The organism is Drouetiella sp. (assembly GCF_059504425.1).
This window is the reverse complement of the sequence record NZ_JCACIN010000120.1, coordinates 87,861-105,175: the sequence shown is the minus strand read 5'-3', so window position 1 is coordinate 105,175 and position 17,315 is coordinate 87,861. Positions and strand designations below refer to the sequence as shown.

Annotated in this window: 8 protein-coding genes; 3 read left to right on the top strand and 5 right to left on the bottom strand. The window is 53.2% G+C overall.

The window, feature by feature from the left end:
• Positions 1 to 459: 459 nt before the first annotated feature.
• Positions 460 to 9,465: a hypothetical protein gene (locus tag AC5JMP_RS26965; RefSeq protein ID WP_495854592.1), complete on the top strand. Its 9,006-nt coding sequence runs from the start codon at positions 460 to 462 to the stop codon at positions 9,463 to 9,465.
• Between the two features lie 291 nt (positions 9,466 to 9,756).
• The gene (locus AC5JMP_RS26960) at positions 9,757 to 11,157 is read left to right on the top strand and encodes a TldD/PmbA family protein (RefSeq protein ID WP_495854591.1); all 1,401 of its coding nucleotides are present in this window, start codon (positions 9,757 to 9,759) and stop codon (positions 11,155 to 11,157) included.
• On the opposite strand, the gene coaE is transcribed toward AC5JMP_RS26960, so the two are convergent.
• Together coaE and AC5JMP_RS26950 are read right to left on the bottom strand one after the other, a co-directional pair.
• Entirely contained in the window at positions 11,152 to 11,724 is a 573-nt protein-coding gene (coaE, locus tag AC5JMP_RS26955) for a dephospho-CoA kinase (protein WP_495854590.1), read from the bottom strand. The two genes, AC5JMP_RS26960 and coaE, sit on opposite strands and share 6 nt — an antisense overlap.
• The gene (locus tag AC5JMP_RS26950) at positions 11,717 to 12,514 is read right to left on the bottom strand and encodes a uroporphyrinogen-III synthase (protein WP_495854589.1); all 798 of its coding nucleotides are present in this window, start codon (positions 12,512 to 12,514) and stop codon (positions 11,717 to 11,719) included. Before AC5JMP_RS26950 ends, coaE begins: the two co-directional genes overlap by 8 nt.
• Before the next feature lie 847 nt (positions 12,515 to 13,361).
• Here AC5JMP_RS26950 and AC5JMP_RS26945 point away from each other — a divergent pair.
• Complete coding sequence (locus AC5JMP_RS26945; protein ID WP_495854588.1) at positions 13,362 to 14,168, top strand: calcium-binding protein; 807 nt, start codon at positions 13,362 to 13,364, stop codon at positions 14,166 to 14,168.
• A 71-nt stretch (positions 14,169 to 14,239) separates the two neighbouring features.
• Here the strand turns inward: AC5JMP_RS26945 and AC5JMP_RS26940 are convergent, their stop codons facing one another.
• From AC5JMP_RS26940 to aroA, 3 genes are all read right to left on the bottom strand, one after another.
• Positions 14,240 to 14,884, bottom strand: coding sequence for a (2Fe-2S) ferredoxin domain-containing protein (locus tag AC5JMP_RS26940; protein WP_495854587.1), 645 nt, complete (start codon positions 14,882 to 14,884; stop codon positions 14,240 to 14,242).
• A gap of 394 nt (positions 14,885 to 15,278) precedes the next feature.
• Entirely contained in the window at positions 15,279 to 15,752 is a 474-nt protein-coding gene (locus AC5JMP_RS26935; protein WP_495854586.1) for a hypothetical protein, read from the bottom strand.
• A 94-nt stretch (positions 15,753 to 15,846) separates the two neighbouring features.
• Positions 15,847 to 17,190 (bottom strand): 3-phosphoshikimate 1-carboxyvinyltransferase, encoded by a 1,344-nt coding sequence (gene aroA, locus AC5JMP_RS26930; protein WP_495854585.1) that lies wholly within the window; start codon positions 17,188 to 17,190, stop codon positions 15,847 to 15,849.
• Between the last annotated feature and the right edge of the window lie 125 nt (positions 17,191 to 17,315).

Sequence of the window (17,315 nt, the reverse complement as noted above, 5' to 3'; positions counted from 1 at the left end):
CCTAAATATAAATCTCTAGGCAAATACAAATCTCTAGACAAATACAAATCTCTAGACAGCGGCAGCAACAAATATAGCGGCAACAGCAGATACCTTTGCTAGACTGCATGGTTAGAGAGCAAAACTACCCTTGGGGTTAAGCCGAGGGAAAAATTAGCTTAAGACACTACCAACAGCATCTATGGTGCTCTCTGAAAGACAATATTGAGCCGCCATACTCAGATCCCTGATCATACCTCGCTCTGTAGCGGTAAAAACAAGGCAAATTATTACATGCTCAGAAAGGGGGCAGGTTCAAAAATGAGGGGAAACTTGTGCGATTAACACATTTGCTTGGCGATCGCCAGACGGCTTCTGTGAACTTACTGTAATTGTTGCATTTCAAGTGGGTACTCTCAGAAGTAGGGTGAACCTGCCTTCCCATCGCTCAATTTTTTCATCACTAACGAGACTCGTGCTATGCCCGTTACTCCCACCGGCGGCGAACTTCATATCAACACCACTACGGCAGCCGACCAGTCCACTGCTTCGGTGCAGGGCACACAGCGGCGACCGATTAAGGCAGTGGCAATGGACCCGAATGGGGGCTTTGTTGTGGTGTGGTCGAGTCAAGGGCAAGATGACCCTAGCAGCTCGATCGGCTGGGGGGTGTATGCCCAGCGCTATGCCAGCACGGGCAGCCCTCTAGGGACAGAATTTCGCGTCAATACCCGAATTTCCGGCGATCAGCTCAGCCCTTCGGTTGCTATCGATGCAACGGGCAACTTTGCCATCACCTGGACAAGCAATCCAGGAACCCCAGAAGATGTACTCGCATCGGGGATATTTGTTCAGCGCTATAACAACAATGGGCTAGCGCTGGGCGGCGAAACCCTCGTCAATACCTACACATTTGACAACCAGCAAAACTCCTCGATCGCCATGAATGCGACGGGGGGGTACGTGATCACCTGGTCGAGCCAGGCTCAAGATGGGGAAGGTTGGGGAGTCTATGCTCAACAATTCAATGCTGACGGCACTAAAAAGGGCGCAGAGCTAGCTGTTAACCCTCGTTCAACCACTGATCTTGACAATGAGATCGATCTCGAACCTATCTTAAGCGATCAGCAGAGTTCTGCAGTGGCGATCGCCCCAGACGGCAGCTTTGTCGTGGTTTGGGAGAGCAACGCACAGGATGGTTCTGGCTTCGGCATTTATGCCAAACGCTACAGCGCGGCGGGCGTTCCTCAAGGCAACGAGTTTATCGTCAATACGACGACTGCTGAAAACCAGCGCAACCCCAGCGTGGCGATCGATACCAGCGGCAACTTTGTCGTGAGCTGGACGAGCGACAACGGAGTATTTGACGGTCAGGAGGTCTATGTCCGGCGCTTTGGAGCAGACGGTACGCCCCAGACGGGTGAAATCAAGGTCAACGCCAATTCGTTTGGCGATCAGCAGTATTCCACCGTCACGACTCTGCCTGTTAGCACGAATGTGCCACTGGGGGGCTTTGTCGTCACTTGGTCTAGCACATCGGGCGAATCCTCTGGCGGCGGCAACGGCATTTTTCTCAAACGCTACAGTCCAGCAGGCGTGCCCTTAGAAGCAGAAACTCAGGTTAATACATTCACGATCAGCGATCAGTTTTTCTCCTCTGCTGCTTCCGATAAAGATGGCAATTTGGCGGTGGTCTGGACAAGCCAAAATCAGGCAGGTGACCCGGCAGGCGGCATCTATGGGCAAAGGTTTGCTGCCTCGGCAATGATCAATGCGGCTCCTACTAATTTGGCGATCGCCCCCGTCAGCCTCAACGAAAACACGGGAGATAACGCGCTCGTTGGCACCTTTATAACGACCGATCCTAATTCCGGCGACAGCTTCAGCTACACCCTAGTTGCCGGAGATGGTGCGACCGACAATGCGGCTTTCTCCATTGACGGGGGACAGCTTCGTATCAATGCTTCGCCTAACTTTGAGGCTCAAAGCAGCTACTCTATTCGGGTCAGAACGACCGATCTGGGGGGGCTATTCTTTGAAAAAGCGCTGAATATCAGCATCCAAGATGTTTATGAACCCTCGACTGACCTAGCGCTGAGCGTCGCCGAGATCAATGAGAATATCCCTGCTAATACGGCGATCGGTACCCTTAGCACCACCGATCCCGATACCAACGACAGCTTCAGCTACACGCTGATCGCGGGCACAGGAGACACAGACAACGCGCGATTCTCTGTTGCGGGCAACGTGCTGACGCTGCTAGAGTCTCCCAACTTTGAAACGAAACCTTCCTACTCGATTCGAGTTCAATCCCTCGATCTGGGCGGTTTCACGGTAGAAAAAGTTGTGACGATCGGCGTCAAAAACATTACAGAAAACCCGACCGACATAGCGCTCTCCGCCAACACCGTCAACGAAAATCAGCCTGTAGGGACGATCGTGGGCACCTTTAGCACCACCGATCCGGAAGGCGGCAGCTTTGAATATGCCCTGGTGGCAGGCGCAGGCAGCACCGACAATTCGGCTTTTAGCATCTCTGCTACGGGGCAGCTTTTAATCAACGTCTCCGCCGACTTTGAAACCAAGCCTTCCTATCTCATTCGGGTTAGCACCACCGATTCGAGCGGACTATCTTTTGAGAAAGCTTTTGCGATCGGCATTAATAATCTCAACGAAACACCAACTGACATTGTCCTTGCGCCCGACAACATCAACGAAAATGCCCCAGGTAACTCGCTGATCGGCAACCTTGCCACCACCGATCCCGACAATGGCAACACGTTTAGCTACACCCTAGTCGCCGGAGTGGGCGGAGACGATAACGCGGCTTTTACCCTCACTCCTGAGGGCGCACTCAGCATTGTCAGCTCTCCCGACTTTGAAACCAAGCCCACTTACTCAATTCGGGTCAGAACTTTCGATGGCATAGCAGGCTTTGAAAAAGTCCTGACCGTCACCATCAACGATCTGACTGAAGCTCCGGGCAACCTGGCTCCGACTGATCTAACCCTGGCTCCTGCTACCCTTGCCGAGAATACGGGAGATAATGCCGCGATCGGATCGTTTATCACCAATGATCCCAATACAGGCGACAGCTTCACCTACACCCTTGTGACCGGAGCAGGCGACACCGACAATGCTGCCTTTGCGATCGTCGGTAGTCAGCTTCAAATTATCAGCTCGCCTGACTTTGAAACCCAGCCCACCTACGCCATTCGAGTCAGAACGCAGGATGCAGGCGGACTCAGCTTTGAGAAAGCGTTGACGATCGCCATTACGGGTGTCAATGAAGCCCCGACGAATGTTACGCTCAGCAGCTTGGCAGTGCCAGAAAACGTTCCTGCGACTTCATCCGTGGGCACGTTCATTACCACCGATCCTGACACGGGCAATACCTTTACCTATGAGCTTGTCACGGGCACAGGCGACACCGACAATGGCGCCTTTACAGTCGTCGGCAATCAGCTTCAAATCAACGCTTCCCCCAACTTTGAAGCCAAACCCACCTACTCGGTTCGGGTGCGATCGACCGATACGGGCACCCTCAGTACTGAGAAAATTCTGACCCTCAGCGTCACCGATCTGAACGAAGCCCCCACGGCAATTAATCTGCCGAATAAAGTCGATGAAAATATTGTTCCGGGCTTCTCGGTAGGGAACCTCCAGGCGATCGACGAAGATGCTAACGAAAGCCATACCTACAGGCTAGTCTCTGGCGTTGGCGATACCGACAACGGCGTATTCAGCCTGACTACTGCCGGACAGCTCATCATCAACGTTTCGCCCGACTACGAGACGAAGCCTACCTATTCCGTCCGGGTTGAAACGACAGACAAGGGCGGGTTGACGTTCACTCAAGCGGTGATAGTTGAGGTGAACGACGTTCCCGAAGACAATAGCCCCACCAATGTGCTGATTAGCAGCAGCAGCGTTAAAGAAAACGATCCGCCCAACACGCTGATTGGTAAACTGACGACCACCGATCCAAACAGCACTTCTTTCACCTACTCGCTGGTTACAGGATTTGGCGACAATGCCGCCTTTGCGATCGGCGGCGTTGACAACGACGAGATCTTCCTGACCCTCTCGGCAGACTTTGAAACGCTGCCCACCTACTCCATCAAAGTTCGCACGACGGACGACAGCGGACTCAGTTTAGACAAAATCCTGACCATCAACGTTACCAACGTCAACGAAGCGCCGACCAACCTCAGCCTCAGCAATGGGGTGCTGGATGAAAACGTCAGCAATCCCGTCGTCGGTTTGCTGACCACCACCGATCCCGATATTGGCGATAGCTTCACCAACACCCTAGACTCCGGCTTCGGAGATAACGCCGCCTTCACGATCGTCGGCAATGAGCTACGCCTCAACAATCCCCCCAACTTTGAAGCCAAGCCCACCTACAGCCTTCGCATCACCTCCGCCGATTCAGGTGGATTGAGCGTCACCAGAGACTTTGGGTTAACCATCAACAACCTGCCCGAAGCGCCAACCGATCTCATCCTCAGCGCCACTAGCATTAATGAAAACGTGCCGATCGGGACGGCTGTAGGCACTCTATCCACCGCCGATGATGATCTAGGAAACACTCACAGCTACTCATTCGTCGCGGGCACGGGCAGCACTGACAATGCCACCTTTGAGATCGTGGGTACCGAGCTGAGAATCAAAGCCATCCCCGATTTTGAAACTAAAACCAGCTACTCGATTCGGCTGAGAACCACCGACTCCACAGGACGCTTTTTTGACAAAGTTTTCCCGATCTTGGTCAACGATCTGTCCGAAGGGGCGGGTACCACCATTCCGCAAGACCTGCTGCTCTCTAAGAGCGATGTCAATGAAAACGAGCCGATCGACACTGTCGTGGGCAGCTTTAGCACCGTCGATCCCGATAGTGGCGAGGCTTTCACCTACTCGCTAGTTGCGGGCACAGGCGCGATCGACAATGCCGCCTTTACGATCGTGGGTACCGACCTCCGGTTAGCCGCTATCCCCAACTTTGAGGCGAAGACCAGCTACTCTATTCGGGTACGCACGACTGACAAGGGCGATCTGTTTTTTGAGAAAGTATTTACGATCGCTGTCAACGACCTGCCCGAACTGCCTGGACAGACTGCCCCCACCGATCTAAATCTCTCCGACACCGACATTGATGAAAACCAGCCTGTGGGCACGATCGTCGGCACCCTCAGCACCGTTGACCCCGATGTGGGCGATTCTTTCAACTATACGCTCGTTAGCGGTAGCGGCAGCGACGACAACGCCACCTTTGCGATCGTCAATAATGATTTGCAGCTCAACAGCATCGCCGATTTTGAGGCTAAGCCTAGCTACAGCATTCGCGTTCGTAGCACCGATTTTGGTGGCAAGTTCTTTGACAAAGTGTTCAGTATCACGGTCAACAACCTGCCCGAACTGCCTGGGCAAACGGCACCGACCGCTCTGACGCTCTCCGAAACTGATATTGATGAGAACCAGCCTGTCAATTCCGTCATTGGCAGCTTTATCACGACCGACCCGGATATCGGCGACACCTTCACCTACACCCTCGTCAGCGGCAGCGGCAGCGATGACAATGCCGCCTTTGCGATCGTCAATGGCGCGCTGCAAATTAACGGTATTCCTGACTTTGAGACTAAGCCCACCTACTCAATTCGCGTCCGCAGCAGCGATTTTGGCGGCAAGTTTGTTGAGCAAGCTTTCACCATCACCGTCAACAATGTGACAGAAGCACCGGGCGTGACCGCACCCCAAGATTTGCTGCTGTCCCAGAGCACCGTGGACGAGAATCGCCCGATTGGCACAGTCGTGGGCACGTTCACCACTCAAGATCCCGATCCGGGTGACACTTTTACCTACACGCTGGTGGCGGGAGCGGGCGACACCGACAATGCCGCCTTTGCGATCGCCAGTAACGAGCTACGGTTGAATATCGTCCCAGATTTTGAGACCAAGACTAGCTACTCCGTGCGCGTGCGCACCAGCGATTTCGGCGGCAAATTCTTCGAGAAAACCTTCACGATCGGCATCAACGGTCTGCCAGAAAATCCGGGAGACACGCCGCCCACCGATCTGCTGCTGAGCAGTACAGCGGTCGCGGAAAACGTGCCGCCTAGCACGGTCGTCGGCAGCTTTAGCACGATTGATCCAGACGCAGGCGATAGCTTCTCCTACTCCCTGGTGTCCGGCTTTGGCGACAACGCAGCTTTTGCGATCGTCAGCAATCAGCTCCAGATTGTCAGCTCACCCAACTTTGAGGTCAAGTCTTCCTACAGCATTCAGGTCAGAAGCTCTGACTTTGGCGGCAAGAGTTTCACCAAAACCTTTACTATCACGGTACAGGACGTCAATGAAGCTCCGGTCATCACGCCATCGGTCGGGGCGTTGTCTTACACCGAGGGCAGCGGCGCTGTCAGAGTCGATCCGAGCATTAGAGTCACCGATCTGGACAGCCTCAACCTCACGGGAGCCACGGCTACCCTGGCGGGCTATGTTCCAGGGCAGGACAGCTTAGGATTTAGCAACACCGCCAAAATTACGGGCAGCTTTGACACCGTAACGGGAATCCTCTCCCTGAGCGGCAGTGCGACGATCGCCGAATATGAAGCGGCTTTGCAGTCCATCACCTATGCCAACAGCAGCAGCAACCCCAATACCGCCAGTCGCACCGTTCGCTTCACCGCCACAGACGGCAGCAATATCAGCAGTATTGCCACGCGCGCCATCCAGATTGCTGCTACCAATACCGCGCCCGTTATCGCCACTTCGGCAGAGGTGCTGTCCTATACCGAGAACAGCGGCGCGATCGCTCTGGATGCCAACGTTACCGTCAGCGATATCGACAGCGCTACTCTAGCAGGGGCGACGGTTGCCCTCGACGGCTATATTGCCCAGCAGGATGTTTTCAGCTTCACCAATCAAAACGGCATTACGGGTAGTTTTAATTCCACAACCGGAGTTTTGACTCTCTCTGGCATTGCCTCGCTGACAAACTACCAGTTGGCGTTGCAGTCAGTTAAGTACACGAATACCAGCAGCAATCCCGCGACGGGCGATCGCACGGTTCGTTTTAGCGTCACAGATGGAGCGTTAGCTAGCAGCATCGCCACCCGCACCCTTCAAGTTCTGCCGATTAATTCAGCGCCGATCGTCACGCCTTCTGCTAGTACTCTGGTCTATACCGAGAACAGCAGTTCGGTGGCGATCGATCCTGGCATTGTGGTCAGCGATCCAGACAGCACAATTGTGGCAGGGGCAACGGTCACGATCTCAGGCTACATAGCCGGACAGGATATTCTAAGCTTCAGCAACTTTAAAAGCGTAGCGGGCAGCTTCAACAGCACCACAGGCATTCTCACCCTCAGCGGATTAGCAGCGATTGCCGATTATCAGACGGCTTTGCGGTCGATCACCTACACCAATATTGGCGATAATCCCAGTAGCGCCAACCGTGCCCTCAGCTTTACCGTCAACGATGGCGCGGCAACCAGCAATCCTGTGACGCGCACCCTCCAGATCGTTACCGTCAACGATGCACCGATCGCCATCACCTCCATCAAAACCGCTACATTCCCCCGATCTGCCGGGGCTTTGATCCTAGATGCTAACCTGACTCTTAGCGATCCAGATAGTCCCACTTTGGCAGGAGCAACGGTGATCCTAGGGGGCTATGTTGCCGGAGAGGATGGGCTGATCTTCAGCGATCAGAGCGGCATCACGGGCAGCTTCAACGCCGCCACCGGAACCCTGACATTAACCGGAGCAGCTTCAAGCGCCAGCTACCAGGCGGCTTTGCGATCGCTCATCTACACCAACAACAGCAGCAGCTCGGTCATTAGCGCTCGTAACGTCGAAATCACCGTCACGGACGGAGCGGCAACCAGCAATCCGGCAACGGCACGCCTGCAAATTCAGTTTGACAAGAGCGACACGGTGCCCACGCTAGATCTCAACGGCTCCAGTGTCGGGCGAGATTTCAGCAATACCTTTGTGATTGCTGGCTCACCCGTTGCCATTGCCGACAGCAGTGCCCAGCTCACCGATTCCGATAGCGCGACCCTCGCCTCTGCCCAGGTAATCATTTCCAATCTGCTGGACAGCAGCAACGAGGAGCTTTTGGTAGACACGATCGGTTCAGGTCTCCAAGCCTCTTACAACGCCGCCAACGGCGCTTTGAGCCTTACTGGAGCGGCTTCCCCCGCTACCTATCTCAAGGTGCTACGCAGCATTCGCTACCAAAATCGATCGACCAATCCCGATCGCACAACGCGGATCATTTTGTTCTCGGTCAATGATGGCGTTAGCAGCAGCGATCCGGCGCAGACCGCCGTACAGCTTACACAAATCAATCTTTCTGACGAACTGCTGCGCGGGCAATCTCTAGTGACGACGATCGCCACAGACATTATCAATGCCCCCAGCAGCAATGACACGGTGACATCGACCCTGGCAAACTTGCAGCAAAATGATCAGGTGGATGGCGGCGGTGGGTTTGATACTTTCGTGCTGACGGACGGCGGCGGCAGTGCCTTGGTAGACGTGCGCAATTCGGTCAATCAAGTCCGGGGCATTCTGGAAGGCATTACCACCCTAACCAACTTTGAATACTTCGACTTTGCAGGCTTCCAGGGCAATGTCACCCTTCAGGGCAGCGATGCCTTGAACGATCGCCTCACGGCTGGCTCTGGCAACGATGCTCTTACCGGAGGGGGCGGCAACGATTATCTAATCGGCAACGCAGGCAATGACACGCTGGACAGCAGCAGTGGTCTGGACACGCTAGAGGGCGGCACAGGCGATGACACTTACATTATCAGCAATTCTAGCGACATCCTGATTGAAGGCACAGAGGCAGGCTTTGACCAGGTATATGCCTCTGCAAGCTGGGTCATGGGTGCAGAGATAGAAGACTTGACTTTGACAGGAGGGGCGATCCTCGGCACGGGCAACGATCTCAACAACAAGATTGCAGGTAACGATCTCAACAACATCCTGGCAGGCAATGACGGCAACGATATTCTGATCGGTAATGGCGGCAACGATGCCCTGACGGGAGGCAACGGGGGCGATCGCATCTTTGGCGATAGCGGCAACGATACGCTCAACGGCGGCAGCGGCAACGATATCCTTATAGGGGGATTGGGCAAGGACAGGCTGACCGGAGGCACAGGCAAAGATCGCTTCTGGCTGACCAGCTCTCGCAAAGGTGATGCCGATAGAATCGCGGGCTTCCGACCCGCTGACGATACAATTTGTATCTCTCGCAAGGGCTTTAGCAAGAGCTTGAAACAAGGCACCATTGCACCCGATCGCTTCGTCTTAGGCAGTCAGGCACAGGATGGAGACGATCGCTTCATCTACAACAAATCCAAAGGCGCATTATTCTTTGACATAGACGGTCGCGGCGGCAAGGCACAGGTGCAAATTGCTCAGCTCACGAACCGAGCTGCGATCACCCGATCAGATATTTTTATCATTAGTTAGCCCGAAAGTTAGCCCGAAGTTGACCGCTAGTGGTTTATCACTTTTTATTTGTGGGGTAACCCACAAATAAAAAATTCCTTGACAGAACGCAGTGCTCAACCCCAGGCATCCTAATATAGCAACCGCCTTGGCGGCTAGGACGGGGACATTTTGGGTGGGGCGCGAAGCGCCCCACCCAAAATGTCCTAAGCAAACTGGCGACAGCTAGAATACCCAGAAAATATTCGGAAAGTTTTCAGGGTGATTCACAATAGAAGCAGGTTGTTTCAGACTTGCCCTAAGACTTGCCCTATGTCTACGCTGACTAACGCCAAAAACTTGTTGTCTGACCTGATTGCCCGCTACCGATCGCAGGTGGATTATCTCGCAATTCGCCTGGAAGAAGCCGAAGGCACCAATATTCTGCTACGGGGCAACAAGGTGGAAACCCTCAGCGAAGACATCTCGATCGGCGGTCAGGTTAGAGCTTGCCATAAGGGCGGCTGGGGGTTTGCCAGCTTCAATCGATTGTCGAGCTTGGTGGAGCGAATTGAAGAGGCGATCGCGGCGGCTCGATTAGTCGGCGATGAAGAAACGCTGCTGGCTGCCATTGACCCCGTTCAAGATAGCCGCCATTTGCCGATGACCGGAACCGATCCGCGTCAGGTGTCTCTGGCTGATAAAAAGGCGCTGTGTAGCCACTATGCCGAATTGCTGCGGAGTGTCGATCGCCGTATTGCCACTACCTCCGTCCGCTATGGTGATAGCGCTCAGCAGGTGATCATTGCCACCTCAGATGGGACTCTGATTGAGCAGTCCTGGGTTGATTTAGAGATGCGGTTTGCTGCAACAGCACGCAACGGCGAAACCGTGCAGACTGGACGGGAAACCACAGGCTCTCGCAAGGCCTATGAAGATTTGGCAAATCTAGATCTGCAAGTGCAAAGTGCCGCCCGTCGCGCTGTGGACGCCCTGGCGCTGCCCATAGTCAAAGGCAATACCTACACTGTGGTCATTGACCCAATTCTGACCGGGCTATTTGTCCATGAGGCATTTGGGCATTTGTCAGAAGCGGACATGGCGTACGAAAATCCCGACTTGTTAGAAGTCATGACCCTAGGACGGCGATTTGGCTCCTCTGATCTACAAATTTTTGACGGCGCTGCTCCCGCTGGGCATCGCGGCAGCTATTACTATGACGACGAAGGCGTACCTGCCACCACGACACAGCTGATTAAAGATGGTGTGCTAGTGGGGCGACTGCACTCCCGCGAAACTGCGGGAAAACTCGACGAAGCCCCAACGGGCAACGCCCGCTGTCTCAGCTATCAGTATCCGCCGATCGTCCGCATGACCAATACCTGGATCGAGCGCGGCAGCACTCCAGCCGCAGATTTGCTGGGCGATATCAAAGAAGGAGTCTACGCCCGCAACTGGATTGACGGCATGACCAACGGCGAGATGTTTACCTTCGCTGCCGGAGAAGCCTGGATGATTCGCAATGGCGAACTTGCCGAACCTGTGCGCGATGTCAATCTCTCCGGTAACGTGTTCACAACTTTGGCAGATATTGAAGCGATCGGCGACGATTTTGACTGGGACGAGTCGGGCGGCTGTGGCAAAAATGGGCAAAGCGGTCTTCCGGTGGGATGCGCTGGCCCCAGCCTACGAATTCGCAACATTGTGGTGGGCGGAGAGGCAGACGAGCTATAGATGCAGCGCTCGATCGATCTGTTGATACAAATTCTCCAACGTCGTCGAGTTATCCAGCACCACATCCGCCTGAGCCACCTTCTGTTCGATCGCCATTTGGCTGTCGATCCGGGCTTGGGCTTGTTCTAGGGTGAGGCGATCGCGCTCCATAATTCGCTGCTGCTGCTGGGCAAGATCCGATCGCACCACCCAGATTTCCGTCACCAAATCCGTCATTTGCGCCTCGAATAGCAGAGGAATAACAACTACGGCTTTGGCGAGGTTTTGTAGTTCAGTCATGATCCGATCGCGCACGTAGGGATGAATCTGTTGCTCTAGCCACTGTTTCTCTGCGGCATTGCCAAAAATAATTTCACCCAGATGACGGCGATCGAGATTGCCATCCGATAGCAGCAAGGAGTCTCCGTAGCGATCGGCTATTTTTGCCAAAATCGGAGAATCCAGCGCCACGGCTTCACGGGCGTAAAGGTCGGCATCTAAAACAGGTAGATAAGCCGCTAGGTAATTTGAAACGGTGCTTTTGCCCATCCCCACGCCGCCCGTCAGACCGATCACTCGTCTACCCACGTTGACTTGCCCAATTGACGATCGCTTGGGTTAACCCCTCCAGCGTGTATTCCGAAGCCTCTATGTCTACCCGTCCAAATAGCTCCTGACAGGTTGCCGAGGTTTGCGGTCCAATCGAGGCAAGGGCGATCGCTTCAGGCAACTGCCAGTCCGATCGGGCTGTCTTGACCATCTGAGCAAAACACTTGACGGTCTTGGAGCTAGCAAACGTCACCACCTCGACTTTGCCATGAGTCAGCGCTGCCAAGACTTCGGGGGCGATCGCTTGGGCACAATCAGACTGGTAAGCCGCCACTTCCACTACTTCTGCGCCGCATTCCGTAAATTCTTTCACCAATACCTCTCGTCCTCCAGTTTCAACGCGGGGAAAGAGGATCTTCATTTGGGACAAACGGCGGCGATCGGGGAAACTTTCCACCAGAGAATCGGCAACAAAGCTAGGCGGGATAAAGTTTGGCGTGATGCCTCGCTGTATCAGCCGAGCAGCGGTTTTTTGACCCACTACGGCAATTTTTAGAGCTGTCAAATTTTCAGGGGTTTTGCCTTGAGCTATCAGCCGCTCCAAGAAATAATCCACCGCATTCACGGAGGTCAGAATCAGCCACTGGAAGGTGTGGAGCTGAGCGATCGCCCCATCCAATGCCGCCCAGCTTGAAGGCGGATAGATTTCCAGAGCAGGAAGTTCCATCACCGTTGCGCCCTGCTGCTGGAGTAGCTGTGCAAACTGACTGGACTGTCCGGCAGCCCGCGTAATCAATATTGTTTTGCCTGTAAGGGGAGCATCAGCCATGAGCAGAAATAGAGCATAGTTTGAGGCACATCACTATTTTCAATCCTAGGGGCAACTTGTGAAACAGCAATCTAATTCTCAGCTTTTCTCAGGATTAAGTTATCAGGATTAAGTTCTCAGGATTAAGTTCTCAAGATTGAGCCGATGACAAACTCAGATTTTGTGGTGCTCTCTACACCCCGAAAAATAGTTAGAGCGATCGTGATACCTGTCATGTCCATATCAGGATACTGGCTAGATGTAGAATCCCTGCCATCGCAAATATTCTTAAGTCATCAGGATAAACGAACCTATACAAACACAAGAGAACACAAAGGAGAACAACAGTGACATTCAATTCCAATGGTTATGGCAGCGGATAGTAACGACTTCATGACTAGGCTGATAAATCGTAAAATATCATTTGCGATACTCCCGGCAAAGCATATTTAGGTATAACCGTCCCATCCGAGCTATCCATCAATCTTCAGTCGATCGCAAAGCTTACACTCGATTCCCCCAACCCTCTTAAAAAGGGAGCTTCAGGACTTAATATCCCGCTTAAAAAGGGGGATTTGGGGGCAGACACGAGTATTTTCTAGCGTGAGCATTGGTTTGAGATCTACTGATCTCAGCCAAAGCTTACCTCAGAGAATTTGAGCTTTCAAAACAGAGCTACAATTCTCATTTTTTCAGGATCTGACTTTCTCTGACAATTGCAGGCTTGACTCAGGACTTTTTCAGACCGACTTTTTTGAATTCAAAACTTACCTTGATGTCATAGCCAAAGCGGTGAGGAACAGCTCCAATCCAGTCAGGCTAGATCAATAAAGTTCATTTACGTCACTGGAAACAAAGGAGACCTGTTATGGCTAATGTTATTCTCTCGTTACGCGACGATGTTTTCACAGATTCCGATGGCAGCAACGTCATTCGCGCCCTAGCTGGAGATGATTTTGTGCGGGCTAGAGGAGGTAATGATGAAATTCGCGGAGGCTTCGGCAAAGACCTCCTCCATGGCGATGATGGCGAAGACCGTGTGTATGGCGAGGAAGGAGACGATAAAGTCTACGGCGAGGCAGGCAACGACAAGCTTTACGGTGGAATTGGCGATGATCTGCTGAAAGGCGGCGATGACAACGACCTGCTGAAAGGCGAATTAGGAAATGACAGACTTTACGGCGATGCTGGAAACGATATCTTGGACGGTGGGGCAGGCAGCGACAAACTCTACGGTGGTACTGGGAATGACACGCTGATTGGCGGCAGTATCGGCAGCACCGATGAACTCTACGGCGGGGCTGGAGATGACTTGCTGCGATCGGTAGGCGTGGGCACTGTATTGCTCAACGGCTTTGGAGGTGGCGTGGGCAACGAGCGAGATATTCTGGAGGGCGGCGCATCGTCAGACACCTTTATCTTGGGCGTGAAGAATAACAAATACTACGATGGTCCCGGCTCAGGCTTGGCAGAGATCCGCAATTTCAACAAAGTTTTAGATAAGGTACAGCTTTCAGGGCGTGAAGTGGACTACAGCCTCAGCAAAGAAAACTTTGGCCTAGGTTCAAGCGCCAACGACACGGTGCTGCGGCTGGCAGGAACACAGGACGTAATCGCCGTCTTTGTAGACACGGATGGGTTGGCGCTCAATGCTGGCTACGTCAAATTTGTTTAACCCTCTGTTTTGAGCTTGAATGTTGAAAGGGCTGCTGAGCGATCTTTTCAACATTCAAACCATATTCTCACCTAGGCTGTTTGAGATTCGATCGCTCCCGCAAAATGCCGATCGACCAAAGCTGAAACCTCATCAGGGCGCACCCGGCTGTAGCGAGTTTTGTCAGGCATCACCACATTGGCTCCCTCTTTGCAGCGCTTCATACAGCCCGTTGCCTTGATGGTGACTGGCAATCCGCGATCGCTCAATTCAGCTTGCAGGGCTTTAGCAACTTCACGGCTACCGCGTTTGCAGCAATCCGATTTTTGGCACATCAAGATACAGGCAGAGGGAGAGGCAATTTGAGGCGCAGGAGCAATCTCAAAACTGGTCATGGGATAGAGATTGCTGGGCAGGGTTGTCTCATAGGGCATTTCTTTCGGAATTGCCGCAGTCACCTGATAAGCCTTGAGTTTCACTATTCCAGGCTTAGAGCTAAATTTTTGGCAACCCTGCACCTGAATCCAGTCACCGGGCGTGAGATCTCGGTAGAGAGACGATCGCAGCTCTTTAGCAAGCTTGATCTGCTGCTCTCCAGTGGCGGTGGCAATGCGAAGATACTTCAGCTTGTAGCTACCTGGTTCTGCCGCAAAGCCAAGAAATCTGCCTTCTAGCTGAAAGTCTTGCTGGCGGTCTTGTTGAGAAGCAAGGATGCGATCGTAGTTCAATTTGCTCATAGGGTTGAATAGGCTGAAGTGAATAGACTTAAGGAGGATTTTTAACTACAGGGAATCCAAGTTGTTTTTAGTTAACAAGTTGTTTCTAGTTAATAGGGTTGAACCCGTACAGTATTAAAGCTATGTTGACGCAGGTGCCAGCCCTGCTATTGAGAAATAAAATCAATAAGAAGTTAATCTTAGCATAGTCTGAAGTGAGTGTATTTGACAACTATTTTCATTAGGCTTTCATTAAGCAAGACCTGAATTCAGGCTCATACCAATTTGAATTGGAACCACGACACCCGGTACGGGCTTGGCAATGCCAAGCCCCTTCTGAGGTTCGATGTGCCCCACAAATTCGCTTAAATTGGTATGGGAATTCAGGCTCAGAATTCAGGCTCAGAATTCAGGCTCAGAATTCAGGCTCAGAATTCAGGCTCAGAATCTCAGGGAAATCTAGCTCGCCTGAGTCGGGATTTATCTTCTGCTGATTGAGGAAATCCACTAAATCTTGCACAGTAGAGAGGCAAGAGAAATCTAGCCGATCGCCCATATCTACACCAAAGCAGCCGTGAAAATCTTCGCAGAGACTCTGCTCCCAGTCAAACCAGCAAACCTCTGTCCACTGCAAATCTTCCTCTAGTCGATCGCTCGGCAAAACTCTGCTCAGATCTAGCCCAGAATATTGCCCCAAATGTTGGTAGGCAAATAGGGCAATAGCGTAGGTAACACCCTGCGCTTTATAGTGTGCTTCAAACCATTCATCCTGGCTCAGCGCAGGGCGATCGGACAGCGATCGATTGACCCGTCGCCGCACCCTAAAGTCTGGACGCAGAGCGTTATAAGTCCAAAGGCTAGAGAGAAAATTTTTGAGCCTATGCCACATAAACCACTGAAGAGGTTGCGACTCGGAGCCTGATGACTGAGCCTTTTCTTCAGTATTCCCAGCCTATAGATAATTCTCATATGAATTGGCGAGATCAGCCGCAGATCTGCCGCAGCGTTGCCGTGAAATCTGGATAGGACACAGCGGCAGCTTCGGCGCGGTGAATGGTAGTCGCGCCTTGGGCATTGAGGGCAGCGATCGCCAAACTCATGGCAATCCGGTGATCAGTATGGCTATCGACTGCTGCGCCAATGAGGGGCTTGCCGCCCGTAATTTCCAATCCGTCGGGCAGTTCCGTGATTGCAGCTCCCATGTGGCTAAGCTGAGTTGCCATGACGCTAAGACGATCGCTCTCCTTGACGCGAAGCTCAGCCGCATCCCGAATAACGGTGGTGCCTTGGGCGAAGGCGGCGGCGACAGCAAGGATAGGAATTTCATCAATTAGGCGCGGGATCAAGTCCCCGGCGATCGTGCAGCCTTTGAGGGCGCTATGCCGCACGCGCAAATCGGCAACAGGTTCTCCAGCAACGTCACGGGGGTTCAGCAATGTTACGTCTGCCTCCATAGCCGCCAGCGCCTCTAAAACGCCCGTGCGGGTGGGATTTACACCAACATTGAGAATCGTCAGATCTGAGCCAGGAACGATCGCCCCAGCCACTAGCCAAAACGCCGCAGAGCTGATGTCTCCCGGCACGATCACCGTCTGCCCGTGCAGCGAAGCGCCACCCGTCACCGTAGCGCTACAGGCTTCGGGATCAACTGTGATATCTGCCCCAAATGCCCTCAGCATCCGTTCGCTGTGGTCACGGGAGAGCGCAGGTTCAGCGACCGTGGTTTTGCCCTCGGTCAATAGCCCTGCCAGCAAAATGCAGGATTTGACCTGGGCAGAGGCGATCGGCGACCGATAGTGAATCGGTTGAAGGCGACTGCCCTGAATTGCCAGAGGCGCTAAGCCCCCAGCTCTATGCCAAATCTGTGCGCCCATTTGCTGCAAAGGTTTGATCACCCGAAACATCGGGCGCGATCGAATGGAGGCATCCCCCGTCACCGTAAAAAAGCGATCGGGCTGGGAGGCAAGTAAGCCCAGCATGAGCCTGGTGGTCGTACCAGAATTGCCTGTATCCAGGACATTCAGAGGCTCCTGAAGCTGTCCCAAGCCGATGCCCTGCACCGTCACCCGCTCCGAATTCAGCGGCGAAATCTCGGCTCCCATAGCTCGAAAACAATCTGCCGTACTGTGGGGATCTTCCCCTAGCAGCAAACCCTGGATATGCGTCTCACCTTGGGCGATCGCCCCCAGCATCAGCGCCCGATGGGAAATCGACTTATCTCCAGGAATTTTGATCGATCCCTGCAAAGTCAGCCCGTCTGGGGATGGCTCAATTGTGAGGGAATGATGGGTTTCAGTAGAATTCAGGGTGATGATGGAGCTTGGCATTGGGATAAACTGTCTAGGGAGATTGAAGCCAATTGCGCTGAACTAATGACACAGGCAGCGATCGCTAAGGCAAAATCACTTGTATCAAATACTTAATATAAGCATGGCGCTAGCCATCCTACCGT